Source organism: Clostridioides sp. LIBA-2809 (assembly GCF_056688965.1).
In genome coordinates this window covers 1,840,366-1,857,252 of the sequence record NZ_CP197004.1, presented here as the reverse complement: position 1 = coordinate 1,857,252, position 16,887 = coordinate 1,840,366, and the positions used below count along the sequence as shown (strand labels likewise).

17 protein-coding genes are annotated in these 16,887 nt (G+C 25.1%); 8 read left to right on the top strand and 9 right to left on the bottom strand.

Going from position 1 to position 16,887, the window contains the following annotated elements; all coding sequences use genetic code 11:
- Window positions 1–20: 20 nt before the first annotated feature.
- Complete coding sequence (locus ACTG44_RS08875; protein WP_021384459.1) at window positions 21–353, bottom strand: winged helix-turn-helix transcriptional regulator; 333 nt, start codon at window positions 351–353, stop codon at window positions 21–23.
- 266 nt (window positions 354–619) lie between these two features.
- On the opposite strand from ACTG44_RS08875, the gene ACTG44_RS08870 reads away from it, so the two are divergent.
- The gene (locus ACTG44_RS08870; protein WP_479921599.1) at window positions 620–1,240 is read left to right on the top strand and encodes a flavodoxin family protein; all 621 of its coding nucleotides are present in this window, start codon (window positions 620–622) and stop codon (window positions 1,238–1,240) included.
- A 220-nt stretch (window positions 1,241–1,460) separates the two neighbouring features.
- Here the strand turns inward: ACTG44_RS08870 and ACTG44_RS08865 are convergent, their stop codons facing one another.
- The 6 genes from ACTG44_RS08865 to ACTG44_RS08840 all read right to left on the bottom strand — a co-directional run bounded on the left by ACTG44_RS08865 (window position 1,461) and on the right by ACTG44_RS08840 (window position 7,233).
- Window positions 1,461–2,276, bottom strand: a complete 816-nt coding sequence (locus ACTG44_RS08865; protein WP_479921598.1) for a TraX family protein — start codon at window positions 2,274–2,276, stop codon at window positions 1,461–1,463.
- An 11-nt stretch (window positions 2,277–2,287) separates the two neighbouring features.
- Complete coding sequence (locus ACTG44_RS08860; RefSeq protein ID WP_479921597.1) at window positions 2,288–3,691, bottom strand: sensor histidine kinase; 1,404 nt, start codon at window positions 3,689–3,691, stop codon at window positions 2,288–2,290.
- A gap of 3 nt (window positions 3,692–3,694) precedes the next feature.
- Window positions 3,695–4,420 (bottom strand): response regulator transcription factor, encoded by a 726-nt coding sequence (locus tag ACTG44_RS08855; protein WP_021384466.1) that lies wholly within the window; start codon window positions 4,418–4,420, stop codon window positions 3,695–3,697.
- Between the two features lie 111 nt (window positions 4,421–4,531).
- On the bottom strand, window positions 4,532–5,305 hold the full coding sequence (locus tag ACTG44_RS08850) for an ABC-2 transporter family protein (RefSeq protein ID WP_021384442.1): 774 nt from the start codon (window positions 5,303–5,305) through the stop codon (window positions 4,532–4,534).
- 5 nt (window positions 5,306–5,310) lie between these two features.
- Complete coding sequence (locus ACTG44_RS08845) at window positions 5,311–6,198, bottom strand: ABC transporter ATP-binding protein (protein WP_021384439.1); 888 nt, start codon at window positions 6,196–6,198, stop codon at window positions 5,311–5,313.
- A gap of 12 nt (window positions 6,199–6,210) precedes the next feature.
- Complete coding sequence (locus ACTG44_RS08840; RefSeq protein ID WP_021384468.1) at window positions 6,211–7,233, bottom strand: ABC-2 transporter family protein; 1,023 nt, start codon at window positions 7,231–7,233, stop codon at window positions 6,211–6,213.
- A 261-nt stretch (window positions 7,234–7,494) separates the two neighbouring features.
- Between ACTG44_RS08840 and ACTG44_RS08835 the strand changes: the two genes are divergently transcribed.
- From ACTG44_RS08835 to ACTG44_RS08820, 4 genes are all read left to right on the top strand, one after another.
- Window positions 7,495–7,743, top strand: coding sequence for a hypothetical protein (locus tag ACTG44_RS08835; RefSeq protein ID WP_021384454.1), 249 nt, complete (start codon window positions 7,495–7,497; stop codon window positions 7,741–7,743).
- A gap of 574 nt (window positions 7,744–8,317) precedes the next feature.
- Window positions 8,318–8,494, top strand: coding sequence for a hypothetical protein (locus ACTG44_RS08830; protein WP_009889562.1), 177 nt, complete (start codon window positions 8,318–8,320; stop codon window positions 8,492–8,494).
- 1,276 nt (window positions 8,495–9,770) lie between these two features.
- The gene (locus ACTG44_RS08825) at window positions 9,771–10,079 is read left to right on the top strand and encodes a hypothetical protein (RefSeq protein ID WP_479918634.1); all 309 of its coding nucleotides are present in this window, start codon (window positions 9,771–9,773) and stop codon (window positions 10,077–10,079) included.
- Between the two features lie 415 nt (window positions 10,080–10,494).
- Window positions 10,495–10,815, top strand: a complete 321-nt coding sequence (locus ACTG44_RS08820; RefSeq protein WP_021384470.1) for a TIGR04076 family protein — start codon at window positions 10,495–10,497, stop codon at window positions 10,813–10,815.
- 738 nt (window positions 10,816–11,553) lie between these two features.
- Here ACTG44_RS08820 and ACTG44_RS08815 read toward each other — a convergent pair.
- Entirely contained in the window at window positions 11,554–12,516 is a 963-nt protein-coding gene (locus tag ACTG44_RS08815; protein ID WP_021384445.1) for a PLP-dependent cysteine synthase family protein, read from the bottom strand.
- A gap of 190 nt (window positions 12,517–12,706) precedes the next feature.
- Here ACTG44_RS08815 and ACTG44_RS08810 point away from each other — a divergent pair, with 190 nt between their 5' ends.
- The 3 genes from ACTG44_RS08810 (at window position 12,707) to ACTG44_RS08800 (ending at window position 14,803) form a co-directional block, all read left to right on the top strand.
- Window positions 12,707–13,258, top strand: coding sequence for a helix-turn-helix domain-containing protein (locus tag ACTG44_RS08810; protein ID WP_021384451.1), 552 nt, complete (start codon window positions 12,707–12,709; stop codon window positions 13,256–13,258).
- Between the two features lie 982 nt (window positions 13,259–14,240).
- Window positions 14,241–14,600 carry a DUF3796 domain-containing protein gene (locus ACTG44_RS08805; RefSeq protein WP_021384471.1) on the top strand — a complete coding sequence of 120 codons (360 nt, stop codon included), beginning with the start codon at window positions 14,241–14,243 and terminating at the stop codon, window positions 14,598–14,600.
- Window positions 14,600–14,803, top strand: a complete 204-nt coding sequence (locus ACTG44_RS08800) for a helix-turn-helix transcriptional regulator (RefSeq protein ID WP_021384460.1) — start codon at window positions 14,600–14,602, stop codon at window positions 14,801–14,803. The genes ACTG44_RS08805 and ACTG44_RS08800 overlap by 1 nt, the downstream gene beginning before the upstream one ends.
- A gap of 382 nt (window positions 14,804–15,185) precedes the next feature.
- On the opposite strand, the gene ACTG44_RS08795 is transcribed toward ACTG44_RS08800, so the two are convergent.
- Complete coding sequence (locus ACTG44_RS08795; protein ID WP_479921596.1) at window positions 15,186–16,802, bottom strand: DUF6765 family protein; 1,617 nt, start codon at window positions 16,800–16,802, stop codon at window positions 15,186–15,188.
- Window positions 16,803–16,887 lie beyond the last annotated feature (85 nt).

Below are 16,887 nucleotides of genomic sequence, written 5' to 3'. Positions count from 1 at the left end.
TAATACATACAAATATAAAATTAAATTCTATTCTTCTCTCCCCACTCACACATTGCATCTAAAATTGGAATCAAAGATTTTCCTCTTTCTGATAGACTATATTCTACCTTAGGAGGTATTTGAGGATATTCAGTACGAATAATCAAGTTGTCTGCCTCCAATTCTTTCAATGATAAACTCAATGTTTTATAGGAAATTGTATTTATATAACGCTTTAATGCGTTATATCTGACAACCTTAAATTCTACAAGACAATAAAGAATTATCATTTTATATTTGCCGTTAATCAATGAAAGTGTATAACTAAATCCTGTTTCATTTAAATCTTTATTTGAGATACAATCCATACCCATATGTTACACTCTCCTTCTAGTTAGTATTGAACAAAAATGTGCGTACTTGTTTTTAAGACAATTTATAATAAAATTATAGTGTAAGAATAATTGAAAGTCAATTTGATAATAGGAGGTGTACTATATAGACAAAAAATTGCTATTTTAGGTGGATGTCTAAGATTACATGTTATTATACTAATCGTGATATTCATAGAAATCCCACTTTACAAAAATCTATCTATCTAAAAAATCTATTAAATAAAGTTTATTGGAGGAAATTTATAATGAAAGTTTTATTGATAAATGGTAGCCCAAACCAATATGGATGTACTTACACAGCATTAACTGAGATTACTAAAGTATTAAATACACACGATATTGAAACAGAAATACTGTATTTAGGTAAAAAAGCAATCCCAGGATGTATTGCTTGCTCATCTTGTTTTGAAACTGGAAAATGTATTTGTGATGATAAGGTTAATGAATTAGTTGAAGAACTTGATAATATTGATGGTATTATTATTGGTTCTCCTGTTTATTTTTCTAGTGCAAGTGGTCAATTAACTTCGTTTCTTGACCGTCTATTTTTCATAGCTGGAAGTCGCATGGCTACAAAATTAGGTGCTTCAATTGTATCCTGTAGACGTGGTGGTGCAACTGCAACATTTGACCAACTTAACAAATATTTTTCAATCAGCAATATGCCTATTGTATCATCACAGTATTGGAATCAGGTACATGGTTTTACACCAGAAGATGTTATGAAGGATGAAGAAGGCTTACAAACCATGCGAACTTTAGGCGAAAATATGGCATGGCTTCTTAAATGTATTTCAGCTGGTAAGAAATCTGGAATTAAAGAACCACAATATGAAGAGAAAGTTATGACTAATTTTATAAAATAGATAATGAAAATATAATGGAATTTATTAATAATGAAAGTACTAATCTATAAATAAAAATATATATTACAAAAAATAATAAAACAGAGTTATTAGATGTATATATCAAATCTCTGTTTTATTATTTTTTATTAAAAAGTTTCAAGTTCCAGTAATATTATACTTATATCCAATGTTATTTTTAAGCAGAAGTGTTTTACTACACACATTTTATATTTTAAAATTATATTAAATATATCCCTAAAATATACAACACATATATATGGACTGGATAATATAAATAAAATAAATATTTCATACTCTTACCTTTTTCTCTATTGTAAAGCAACATGAAAGGTAGAGAAGCAACCATCATCCATTGGTAATTTTGTAAAGTAGAATTTTTTAAACTAAAATCTCCATTTGCCATTGTTATAAATATAAAGATACACATTAAAATATAGCAAATACTTAGATTAAGCTTCTTCTCTCTACACAAATAAAAAATAATTCCAAGTGTAATAAGAATTGGTCCACCTTCTACTAAAAATGGTACTGGTACTAAAGTCATAAATAAAGCTAGAACCTCATTAAATGATTTGAAAAGTATAGTTATTGTAAATATTCCTAATATTATAGGGGCTATTATCATTGCTAGCCCTATAATAAGATATTTTACTTCTCTTTCTTTTCTAAATTTCTTTATAAATTCTATTGCTTGTAAATAAATTGCTATCAAAAATATTGTTGAAAAAATATTGTTTATAATTATTACCCCTTCTGGATGTGGAAATACACTATTAATTATTTGATTTCCTATTGCCATAATAACAGACCAAATATACAACCTAGTTATGTACTTTTTCCTGTTACTAGTGTGATAAAATCCTTCCACTGCCATAAACGTAAATAAAGGTGCTGATATTCTACCTATCCAATGAAACCAAATAGGTATTTGCATTGTTTCTGGCATAAATGCTGCTATATGGTCAAATGTCATAAATATTAATGCCAATATCTTAATAGTAAATCCATTTATTCCTTTTTTTAAAAAATCCATATTATTCTCCCCTAATTTTGATTTATTTCTATAATAATTTCTGTCCCTACTCCAATTTTACTATTTACATAGATATTTCCTTTATGAATCTCTATTATCTCTTTAGAAATAGCCATCCCAAGCCCTGAACCTTTATGCAATTCGCCTGTATTAGTACCTCTATAATATTTCTCAAAAATATGTTTTAAATCATTTTCACTTATCCCAACTCCACCATCTTTTATTATAATTTCTATATTATCTTTTTTTACAATTTTTATCTCTATCAAAACATCCTCACTATTATGAACTATTGAATTAAATATAAGATTGGTTATGGCTCTTCTTAACAAGATTTGGTCTGCATATACTTCTATTGAATCTTCACAACATTCAAATTCAATATTTCTGTTTTTATATCTGTTATCATTTAAAATATCTACTATTATATTTCTAACCAAACCAACTAAATTTATTTTTTTCTTATTCAAAACTATATTATTATTTTTTAGTCTAGTAGATAAATTTAGGTCATCAACCAAATCTTTTATATATTTAGACTTATTGTATATAATTTCCGTATACTCTCGTAACTCATCTTCTACAAACTCATAATCTTTGTCATTGATTATTTCTGCATATCCTTGTATAGATGATAAAGGCGTTTTTATATCATGTGTTATATTTGCTAACCATTCTTCTCTTAATTCTTCATTTTCTTTTCTCTTTGATTCATTTATTCTCAAAGTATCAGCCAGCATATTGATATTTGCAAAAACTTCTTCATATATACCTCTATCTTTAAGATATAAACTATAATTTCCATTGGCCATAGTCTCAACACTCCATAACACACTTGATATTGGTTTTGTAAGCTTTCTACTAAATAAGTAGCCAACACCCAATGCGACCATTCCATCAATCACAAGTGTTATAATAATGATTTTATTTAAAGTTTCTTTAATACTATCTTTAGAATAAGTTAAAATTGTTCTTGATGTGTCTCTACTAGGCATTCCAATTATTATATTTAAATGTTTTTTGTTTAGAGTTTTTTCTAAAACAAAATTAATGTAATTTGTTTCTCTATACTTGTAATTATTAACCATCTGAAATAGTGTATATTTTTTAGGAGTATCCTTTGGAACATTTATTCCATATACTTCTTCACCTGAATCATTTAAAACTTGTATCCAAGAATCTGATTTTTCTAGTTTATCAATTCCACTCTTTGCTAGCCTAAGCTCTCCATCTTTTTCATACAAATCTTTTTCAAAAGAACGTGCAAATTTTTCAGGATTATTTTTAGAATCCACAGCTTTAAAAAAACTATTAGTTGAAACAACATACAGTATAGAAATGATATTTATAATAACTACTGATATAACTACAAATACGATTGTGAGCATAAAGTTTCTAGTAATCTTCCATCTCATATTCTAATCTTCCTTTACTGCCAATTTATATCCAAGACCTTTTACTGTCAAAATATATTCTGGTTTTGAGGGATTATCCTCCAATTTCTCTCTAATTTTTCTTATATGGACCATTATAGTATTATCAAAACCAACATAATCTTCTCCCCACACCTTATCCCATAACCTCTCTTTACTTATAATCTGATTTTGATTGTGTGCAAATAAAGATAATATTTTTAATTCCTTTGCAGATAATCCTATGGACTGCCCATCTTTTATAAGTTCTGCTCTACTTTCATTTAATTTATATGGTCCAAATGATATAATTTTTTCTTTATCATTGTCTAAATTCATACTTCCATTTTGGCTCTCATTAAAATAACTTAATCTTCTTAAGTGAGCTTTGACCCTAAAAGCTACTTCCTTAGGACTAAACGGTTTTGTAACATAATCATCTCCTCCAATTGCAAGCCCAAGTAATTTATCTAATTCTTCCGTTTTAGCTGATAAAAATATTATTGGAGAAGTAGAGATTTTTCTTATTTCTTTACAAATATCGTAACCTTCACCATCAGGTAGCATAATATCTAGTATAATTAAATCAGGGTTAATATTTTTAAATATTTCTAACCCTTCTCTTCTAGTTTTTGCTGTATATATATTATTAAAACCTTCTTTTTTTAATACAGTTTCTAAAAGTTTTAATATTTCTACCTCGTCATCTATTACTAAAATACTATTTTCCATAAATAACCTCCTATGATAATTTACTTATATATTAGCATATATTTTCTCTAAAATTTGTTTATATTATTTTAAACTAAACTAATATACAAATAAAGTCACTATTATTTTTAGTTAAAACCTTTCACTTGATGTAAAATTTTTATATGTTATTTTAGTTAATAGTATCATTAATATAATTGAGATTACTATGGATAAACCAATCAATGTGCTTGGGACATTATATCTAACAATTTGTTGGCTCATCATAATCCAGTTTGGAGTTACTGACATAAATTTTATGGCTTTAGCTGGAATAAAACCTACGCTAAAATATGGTATTGCCATTATTAATCCACCTAGTATAAATGGTATTATAGATGATTTAAATATAGAGGAAAGTGTTAAACCTATTTGTGCAAATATAAAAGAAGCAAAAACAGTAGTTACTATAACAATCAGATACATTTGTATTACTGTAATATTAAAATTACTATTTCCAAAATACCATAAGTTTTTAATTGGCTCATCTAAATGTTTAAAGTCAAAAAAACTAAATCCTCTCATTCCTACTAATAATACAAAAGAAATATTAATCATAGATAAAATTAAACCACTAGCCATTATTTTTGATAATACTACTGATTTCTTACCATTTTTAGTTGTATTTATTAAACCAGTCAGGTTAGAATCATATTCTTTTGTATAATTTCCAGAAGTTATTATAAACATTACCAAACCTATTAAAGGTATAGACCCTTCTATTTTATAAAATATATCTGCATACGTATCTAAAACATCAAATTTTCTAATAAGAACAAACCCAAAAAGTAGTAGAAATATCCAAATCATCCAGATACTCTTTGATTTTAGTATTTTTATCATTTCAGATTTAACTAAATATATCATTTATACTATATCTCCTTTACATTTTCTAAATCAAAATAAAACATATATACATCTTCAAATCTTGCTTGAACTTGTTGTGTATTAGTTTCAGTTGGAATATCATCTGAAACTATTCTAAGTACTATTGAATTAACATCACTTTGAATACTTATAACCTTATACTTAGACTGAATCTTATCAATTTCAGCCTCATTTTTAACTTGAATATTATATACTTTGTTTTCCATGTGCTTTAATATTTCTTTGTGTGTTCCTTTCATTAGAAGTTTGCCATTTTTAATCATTAGGGTTTCTTTTGCAACTGATTCTATATCTGAAATTATATGAGTAGAAAGAATTATTATCTTATCCCTAGATATTTTGGCTATTAGATTTCTAAATCTAGCTCTTTCTTGTGGGTCAAGACCTGCTGTTGGTTCATCAAGTACTATTATTTTTGGGTTATTTAATAAGACTTGCGCTATACCAACTCTTCTCTTCATACCGCCAGAAAATTTTCCTATAGCCTTATTTCTTACATCATAGAGTCCTACTAATTCTAATAACTCATCTATATTCCTATTTAAATCTTTTCCCTTTAAACCTTTTAATGCCCCTATATACTGTAAAAATTGTTTTGCTGTAAAGTTTTTATAAATTCCAAACTCTTGTGGCAAGTATCCTAAAATATTTCTATAATCATCATCCATCTTAAATATATCCTTACCATTATAGAGAATTTGACCATTGTTAGGTTTTATCAATGTTGTTATTTGTTTCATTAAAGTAGATTTTCCTGCTCCATTGGGTCCTAAAAGACCATAAACTCCATTTTCTAGAGTTATTGTAATATTATCATTTACTACTTTTTTACCGTATATCTTTGAAAGATTTTTTATTTCTAACTTATTCATCTTAACTCTCCTTTATTTACTTATATAATCTGACTTTATTACTAAGAAACATAATGACATAGCACCTACGAATATTGCTATCAAAAACCCTATTGATAGATTAACAATATCTATATGCATTTTAAATATCATAATCTCTCCTAAATAATTTCCTATTATTTTATTAAATCCAAATATCAAATCATAATAATTTACAGTAGAAATAACTAAAAGTAATTTTTTAGGTAATACATGAATTACTGACATTATCTTAGTTATAGCTATAATAAATATAAAAAAACTTATTGATGATATTGAAGATTTACTTATAAATGAACCTAATATGGCTATCATGGCCCATCCTTCAAACATTAAAAGCTCGATACCTATATTTGATATTACGTAATTTATTATACTTGGATTGGATTTCAAAGTAGCTATGTTATCTACTATCCTAAAAGCTTCCAAATCTCCGTTAATTGGTATACCTTGTTGAATACAAGTTATAATGAATACTCCAATTAAATAAACAGAATAAATTATTAATGGAATTAATAAAGCAACAACTATTTTTGATTTTAATGATTTTTTCTTCTCTTTTGATGAGAGTATAATATCTCTTACTGAACAAACCACCTCATCTATATAAATATTTGATATAATTATAGCGATAATAATTAATATACCTATGTTTATAAGTGTATTTGTAGCTCTATAATTAAACACTTTCCAAAAATTAATGTCTTTATATTCATTCACTCTTAGATTATAAAGCTTGTTATTTGACATTGATTTAATTCTTTTAGAAAATTCATCTGTATCTGTTTGATTTGAAAGCTGTTTTAAAATATTAATCTTATTTTGAAATTTATAATTGCCTATATCACTACTACTTCTTATATCTTCTATACGCCCTCTTTCTTTATCTATATAGTAATTTTCTGTTTCTAAAACAGGCTTAATAAAGATATTGATTGATAGTATTAGCATTAGTATTCCTATAGATATAAACATGCTTTTAGATTTAATCAGTTTTTTTATTTCCCAATTTATCAATATACTAATCCTCCTAAATTATTTTGATTACACATATATATTAAAACTTAAATCTTATATCAATATAGTCTTAACCTTAAATAAAGCTTAAATTATTTGATTTATCAAAAACTCCTCAGAAATATACTTTTAAATTGGCTATTTTAGAAAGTAGTTTATAATACGTTTATTTTTTATTGTAATCTTTTAGTTTATCTTTTTTATAATAGACTTGCTATACTTTTATTAGTAGAATTAAATTTAAAATAAGTTGGTGATTATATGAGAAGTATAGATACTTATACAAAATTGAAAATAAGCTTTTTAGTATCCATAAGCATGTTTATGATTGCTGCTGCATTTATTATTTTTAGGGGAAACTATACATTTTCGATTATTTTTACTCTTTTTGGTATTTTTATTGATTGGAAATTTTATCGCTGTCCAAACTGTAATCATTGTTTAGATTCAAGAATGGAACTTTTAAAGAGTGGTACTTATTGTCCTTATTGTGGAAAGATTATTAAATAGCAATTATTTTACTTTGTTTATTTAATATTAATTAATAGCATTTATTCTATGTACATTTCTTGTTAGATTATAAAGTTTTTTAATATGTTAAAAAGATATAAAGAATTGTAACGCACAATTCTCTATATCTTTTGGTGTTTATAAATACTTTATATAACTTTTTTATCACATATATCTTAAAATTTTTGCTAATAGTAAAATAATTTTTCTATTTTTTTATTTATAATATTTTATCTAACGCCTTTTTACATTTACTCATTTAAACAAAAACTAGTCAGTTTAACCAAACAATTTTTAATTTAAATAATAACAGATATACTCATTTATCATTAGATTTTCTTTTTTAAAAAACAAGTATAAATTTATAATAATTTTCATTTTCAAACAAGCATGTTGAATAATAAAGCAACTTCTAGTATTATATATTTGTAGAATAAAACTAAATTGGTAAAACTAGGAATATTTAGTTTTATAGAGTTATAGGAACTAGTACTAAAAAATTTTATAAGTTTTGTTATTTGATTACTAAAATACAATTTTTATTTTTACTAAATTTTTTAGGGGGATGAATAATATGTTTATTGGAGAAATAGACAAATGTACACATATATTAACTGCTTATATAAGTAGTTCATATGATTATTGTAATTTTTTAGATACACAGTTAGATGATTTTATATCAGAATATGGAGAAACTGTAGTTGAAACATGCTTACATCAAGTTTTATTGTTAGTAAGTCGATATAATTAAAATTAAGTTTTTTCTAGGAAAACCTTTTTGGATTTATCTACCTTAATAAAGATATAATTTTTTCGTACTTTATAAGTAACTATAACTTCTATTAAAGTAAAGATGTATTGGGAGTACATCTTTACTTTTTTATTAAATAAGTTAAAAGCATACACTATAAAAATGAATCATCCAATACAAATTGCACATTCCTTATATCTAACTTAATGTATAAGCATTATTCTATACATATACTCTGTAATATCATCAAATATAGTTCTAAATTTTTACTATTTTATACATTCTCTATAAATCCTATAAATCACATTTATAAAGCCCCCTAGTATGTTTAAACCATCTATAAAATAACACCAATATTTAGAATATTCAATATCAACTGCGTAACTGGTCAATAAAAACGTATAACTAGACAAAATTCTTATCTTTTCTTTATGTTTATTTATTGTTTTTACGAATTCATCTATTTATAATTAATCTAAGACAATTTATTTGTTTTATTTTATTAAATTAGTATGGTGTTAAAAATAATTTACTACCTAATTTTTCATATAATAATACTGTTCTTTATTTCTTATCTTCCTTTTAAACTATTGAAATAGTCTTCTAACTCATTCACTTTCTTTTAAAAAATATTAAAAAGGTTTTTAAAGTAAAATAATAAATATCTAAAACTGGAAAGCAAAAACTAAAAATAATTCTAGATGATTAATAAATTTTTATACATTATGCCAGTATAAATCCCATGATTCGTTCCTAAATCACCTACACATGAAAATTCTTCATTGTAAAGTGGTAGCTTTATATTGATAATCTATTTTTAATACTCCATTTTGAATTAATAGTAACATGAAAAACATAGCTATTAAAACAATAGTTATCATTTTTTATTTTAATATGTTATCATTAAAGCCTATTACATATTATTTGTAATATTTTAGACACTCTTTATACTTATTCTACTGCTATACTTTTATTAAGAAAAATAAATTCTATATGAGTTGGTGGTTATTTATGAAAAATATTTTAAAGAGTTCTTTTCGTACTATGCTAGGTTTTTTTATTGGTGCCCTTTTGTGTGTATCTTATGAATTTATTGTCACAAAAGAAATAAGCTTTTATACAATTAGGATATTTACTTTTTTATTTGGTGGAGTGCTTATAGGTAGCCTAATACGCATAATATTTTATTCTTTAAACAAAACAAGTAGGTAACATTAAATGACTATTTTTTAAAACTTTCACATTAACAAAATATATTTTAAAGAATGTGTATACTATGAATTCTTGGAGCATTGTATTTTTAGGTTATGGAATAACATTTACAATAGCAATTACCATAAGATATTTAATTAAACGTAAGTCCAATTATTGTAACAAAAAATATTTAGATAAATTAGAATTAAAATATGAAAATATAGATAGAGAAAAAGCTAATAAACTAGAAATGTTTTATCACTATTTAATAGGATTCGAATACATAGTAATGGGTTTATTAATAAGAAAATTTGAAACTGCAATAATATTAGTATCTATTATAACAATAGTGTCATATTATTTAATTAGGAAAAAATATATTGTTTTATAAACTTTAAATTTATCAAAAAGGAGGTAATAACTAACTCTAGTTGTTACCTTCTAATTTATCTATTAAATAAAAACTTCTAATTTGATTTTTTAAAATTCTCTCATATAATTATTTCATGCAAGCAATTCCTAAACAATATAAATATATTTTGTTATATTCTTATCTAAATTTCTATATTGAATATGAACCCTGAAGTACAAATATTTGTTTACCTAAGTCTGGCTCTAAAGTAAAACTTCCATATTTTTTAAATGCTAGTTTCTTTCCTGTTGTTATAGTCTTCATGCCCATTTAATCCCCTCTTATAATAAAAACACTATCCTAAATGTTAGTACTTTACTTAAAAGTAAGTACTTGTTTAAATATAAAATAGAACATATACTTATATAAACAAATCTATAAGGAGATGACTTTTATGAAAAAGTGTAAAATAGAAGTGATAAAAACTACATTCCATCAAGATTTAGCAGATAAATATGGCTGTAAAGGTATTGGAAAATGTCCTATGCATAAAGTAGGAGAAGTATTTTTTGGAGATTTTGCTAAACCCAAGAAATTATGTGATGAAGCATGGAAGGCGATGTATCAGTATGTATTTGCTTTATCTCATGGTAGTGAATTATTTTACTATGGAGATTGGATAGATAAGGAAGGTATTGCTATATGTTCTTGTAATGATGGTATTCGTCCTGTTATTTTCAAAATTGAGAGAACAGATGAAGAATCTGAAATGTAATATAAACTTGTTATATAAGAACTTATAATTTATAACTATTACATCAATATTATAGTATTAGTCTATTATTTTGTATGATTATTATTGTAAGATAAAATACACTTATACTAATAATTAATTATAACATCTAATAAAAAATAGATGTTCTACTCCTAATAATATCTATTTTTTATTAGATAAAACAGGCATAAAAAAAGTAAATAATCATGAAGGTCTATATAAACTCACATTAATTTATTAACTTAATTATTTTATAAGCCTTTTATCTAGCTAAATTTATATACTTTCATATTGCCACAGTATAAATCTGATTTAGAAGTTAATGTCTTTCAAAAACTAATTTACATCTACAGGATGCCTTTTTTTAGTTAGTTATATAAAAATCTTTTTAGTAATTTTTTTACTTAATCTTTACAACAGTTTTTATTATTCTTATCTTTCTCATAAGTTCTAATTATTTCACCAAAATTTGAACATAAATATAAATAGATAAGTATATTGTATAGTAATACCTTTATTCATAACTTTATGTAACCATCCTCAGACTAAGTCAATAGTTGCAATATATACCTCTCTGTAACTTAAATTCATTTTCCAATATTTTTACTATTACACTTATAATATTATATATTTATAAAATAAAAAGCATCTCCTTTATAATTTCAAAAAATTATATTGAGATACTTTTTATAATTTAAATCTATATATTTAATTTAAGAATCAATCGTTCTAATATTATTATAATTCTTCATATAAATCAGTACTTAAATATTTTAGACCACTATCATTAAGAGTTAAAACTATACTTTTCCCTTTTTCTGTACTTTTTAATAGCTTAATTGCTGCACATACATTTGCACCAGAAGAAAAACCTGCAAATACGCCCTCTAATTTAGCCAATTTTCTTGCCACATCAGTTGCTTCATCATCTGTAACTTGAATATATCCATCAATAAGTTTTTTGTCTACTAGTGGCAAATCCATAGAGTAACCTCCACCTTGTATTTTATGCCCTTGGTCAGTTATTTCTTTACCTGAATAAATTGCTGCCGTTTCAGGTTCAACTACATAGCATTTAATAGAAGGGTTGTGTTTTTTAAGTGTTTTTGAACAACCAGCAAAAGTACTACCACTTCCAAGAAAATCTACAAATACATCGATATTCCCATCTAATTGCTCCCACATTTCTTCTGCTGTATAACATTCATGTGCATGGTTACAAGCTTCTAGATTGAATTGGTCTGCTCTAAATGCATTTCTTTCTTTTGCTATTTTTTGAGCCTCAATTTCTACAAGTGCTAAATCTTCACCAGATACTTGTCCATGAACTGAATTTGGCATTTGGTCTACAAGAACTACTTCTGCCCCTAAAGCTTTCATCATTCTTGCTCTTTCCATAGAATTTCCTTTTGACATACATGCTATAAATTTATAACCTTTACATGCACAAGCTATTGCTAATCCTGTTCCTGTATTACCACTTGTTAATTCCACAACTGCTTGACCTGGAGCTAATAACCCTGCATTTTCTGCTTCTGTAATCATCTGTAACGCTACACGGTCTTTTTTACTGAATCCTGGATTTAAATATTCCATCTTTGCATAAATTTTGCCTTCAACTCCAAATTCCTTTGTTATTTTAGACAAACATAACATATGAGTATTGCCTATAGCCTCTGTAACATTGTTAAGTACACGCATTACAATTCCCCCTTAGTTTCTCAACTATCATCCGTTGAAAAGCAATCCTTTATGCAGTATAATTTATATTACGGATGTGTAGTATATTTAACGTTCGTTATATTATACCTTTGTAAATTATAAATAACGTTAAATAAATTATACATTCGTAAATTATATTTGTCAATAATTTACATTTTAAGGAGTTAATATGAGTATTAATACTATTATTGCTAAAAATTTAAATAGATTACGTAATGAACGTAACCTAAGTCTAGGTCAACTTGCCGAATTATCTGGTGTAAGTAAAGTCATGCTATCACAAATTGAAAAAGGTGACTCTAATCCAACAGTAAATACAATTTGGAAAATTGCAAGTGGACTAAACGTTCCATATACTGCAATACTTGACCAACCTCAAAATGAAACTTTCATTGTTTCAAAAGCTGATATAGATGTACAAGTTTCAGAAAATAAAGATTATCGTCTTTATTGTTATTATCCCAATACACCAGTTAGAAACTTCGAGTTATTTCAAATGGAATTAGAAGAAGGTCATAGTTACACATCTGTTGGTCATTCTGAAAAATCACAAGAATACATTATGATTTTAGAGGGGCAATTAAAATTAGAAGTAAATGACTGTATTTATAAACTTAAAGAGAATGACTCTATTTGTTTTTCAGCTGAATCAGTACATACATACCATAATAAAGGGGAAAAAACACTGAAAACAGTAATAATAAATTATTACCCAGTTTAGAGAAGTTGTTTAAGAATCGGATAATGATTCCTTATACAAAAAGATAATTCCTGTTAAATAGGACTTATCTTTTTTCTTTAACATTACAAATTTATTATATATCTTTACACTTTTATTAATTATGTTATAATAATCTTATATAAAAGTTTTATATTTTTGACAAATGGAGTATGAAGTACTCCTTTTTTCTTTTATGTTACTATGATAAACATCTAGTTAACATTAATATGTTATCATGTAAAATAAATACAAAATGTCTCTTATATGTACATTTTATTGTTGTAATAATGATTTTATGTATATATTTCTCACAATTGGAGTGCTTTTGCACTCTTTTTTAATACTTATTATTATTGCTTATATACTGTTTGCTTATCTTTTTAAAATATACCTTTACTAGCAAAATATATAGATTCTTCAAGATTCAATTTTTATATTATTATTATAGTTATCAAAAATACTAAATATAGCTAATGCACTTTTATTTTTTAATTCTTTTATATATTCTAGATGGATTTTTAGCATATTTTTAATAAAATTATAATTTTTTTCTTTTAATATAAATTTAATTGTAATAACTATAAAACATATATCTCTATAAATGTTTATTTTCAACGTTTTACACTTATATTTTTTTCCTAAGTTAATTGTCAGTAAAATATTTTATCCACATATTTTATATGAATTCCCTACATCTTATACATATAATTATCTCTCGTATTTTAGTATGATAATTTTGGTTCATTTTATTGTTACAACCTTTACTATAGTTTTATGTATTTCTTTTTAAATAATAAAAAAACTACTTATTTTATTAATAACATAAATAAGTAATGTTTATAAAATATTTTACTATACACCATTTAATATTTTATTTTTATGCAAAATTTATTTTTTATATTGTCAACATTTATAAAATGTTATATATTCTTAACAAGAAGTTAAAAATACATCACATTTTATAATATAGGAGGAATTATTAATGAAAAATTTTAAAGAACTAAATAAGCTTGGATTTTTAGGATTCTTAGGTTTTCTAGGTCTAATCGGTATATTATATACTGGTGAAATACATACTATTAGCTTCTGTGCATTTTTTGTTTTTTTTAGATACTTTAATATAATGCCAGATGAATTATTTAAAGAAAATTTAAGAAAAGCAGCAACTCCAGCATTCTTCTTAACACTTACATCATTATCGGCATCTATGATTATATCTATTGTTTCACACAAAAGTTCTAATATAGAAAATGGACTAGGAATTAGTTTTTCTGTAGCAATGATTAGTTTTATAGGAATTTTTGCATACTTACAGCATATAGAAGGAAAAGGATTAGAATAATGATAATTCGTTCAAAAACTAAGGAATACAGAGCAAGGTATAATATGAATCAAGAAGAACTTGCATCATTAGTAGGAGTAAGAAGAGAAACTATTGGTAACTTAGAAAATGGAAAATATAATCCTTCATTAAAACTAGCATTTGATATTGCTAATGTATTTAATGTAAGTATAGAAGAAATTTTTGAATATATAAAGGATTAACAACTTAAAGCAAGAGAATTGTAATAATAAAAATATAGTTCTCTTGTTTTATTTTACAAAAAAACATATTTCTAGTTTTATTATTTTATTTGTAATATTTTAGATACTTTTTATACTTATGTTACTGATATACTTAGATTAAGAAAAATAAATATCATATGAGTTGGTGATTACTTATGAAAAATCTAAATGCTTTATTATGGTATATATTAGGTATATTTCTCTCATGTTTTATACTATCATTGCTATTTGGAAAATTGCTATACCTAGTTTCTTATATACCTACACTCTAAAAGGTAGCAACTGAACAATAGTTGTTACCCTTTAATCTATCTATTAGATAAAAATTTCTAATATGGCTTTTAAACATTGTCTCATATAATTATTTCATACAAGCAATCCCTAGACAGTCTAAATATCTCTTGCTATACTCTGAACTAAATTTATATACTGAGTATGAGCCCTGAAGGGCAAATATTTGTTTACCAGATTCTGGTTCCAGAGTAAAGTTTCCATATTTCTTAAATGCTCTTTCTTCTCCTGCTGTTATAGTTTTTCCTTTTTTAGTTAAAAAAGTTATTTTACCTATTGTTCTAGCTGGTATAGATAAACCAGTAAACCATCCTATAGAACCACTTATTTTAATTATGTAATCATCTGTATCTAAATCCATAGATACTATGCTACCTCCAAAAGGTTCTCCATGTAGTTGAGTTTTGTATTTTCCATCATACACAAACTGTATAGCATCAACTATAAAAGCTCCTCTAAGTATAATCTTTGTTAATTTATTTCTATTTTTAGCAAATTGGTTGTCATCAAAAGTCTTGAATTCACAATATTCACTACACATTTCATCTAATTTCAATCTATTTTCTTCTAAGAAATTATTTACATAATCTATATGTTTCTTGGCTACTAGATTAAAATAATAATAGTTTGTTTTTTGCTTATTAGAAGATTTTTCAAATTCATTTTTCCATTTGTTTTTATCAAATTTATCTAAAGAACTATATCCTAAAGCTTTTATTGCTTTTTTCCATGCATCTGACTGGTCATCTTTTCTAGTTGTTATTACTTTTTTAACTTCTGTTTTCTGATTTTCTGTTAAACTCTCATATTGATTTAGGCTAAAATCAGTACCATTCTTAATACACTTTAGTGCATATACCATTTGACAAAATGCTTTAAAGAAATTATCTTGATTATTTTTTTGTACCTTCACTTTATCATCAGTACAACTCCAATTTGGAACATATCTGTAATTAAGATATCCATAGTCTGGTATATGACCCATTCTTCCATGTCCAAGATATGCAATTCCTTCATATCCACCAACTCCAGGAGTACCAGAAACATTAATAGCATGCCAGCTACCATTACGATATTCTTCTGCTTTAGTCCATTTAGTTTCTTCTATGTATTTACTTTCTTCTGCTATAAATTCTTTAACATCATTAATATACCATTCAGGTCTTCCAATAAAATACATGTGTGCCCATGTATCTGCAAGTACATGCATTCTCATTCCAATAAATTGTAATTTATATTCTTCAGTACTATGAAAATAGATAAGGTCATTTATAATAGCAGACACAGTCTCACTATTTGGTAAACACATTAATCTAAATCTTCTTTCATCTCCATCTTTAAATTTCCAGTTTGTTGTAAATCCTGTGCTTTCTTTAACTCCATTATAGTTATATTGGTTGTTTAAATTTCCAGGTAAAAAATGAAATGGTATCCATACTTTTCTTATTTCATTCAAACTATCAAGATTCCATTTATAACCCCATGAAGTAAAGTCTGCATAATATTTTTCAAATTCTAAAGTTGTCTGTACTGTAGGGAGTGTAAAATTTACACCTTCAAGAATCATACTCTTAGTTGATTCATCCACATATTGAGCAGAATAAGCTATTGTATTTGCTTCAGAATCATTATAGCCAGCTATTTTAGCTGCAAGATATGTACCATAATAGTGAAAATCTAAATTCATAAAATCACCTCTTAATTTTATTAAAAAAAATTAAATATATATTTATTTATATATGTTTATCTTTATCTTTAATAATAAATAAAAT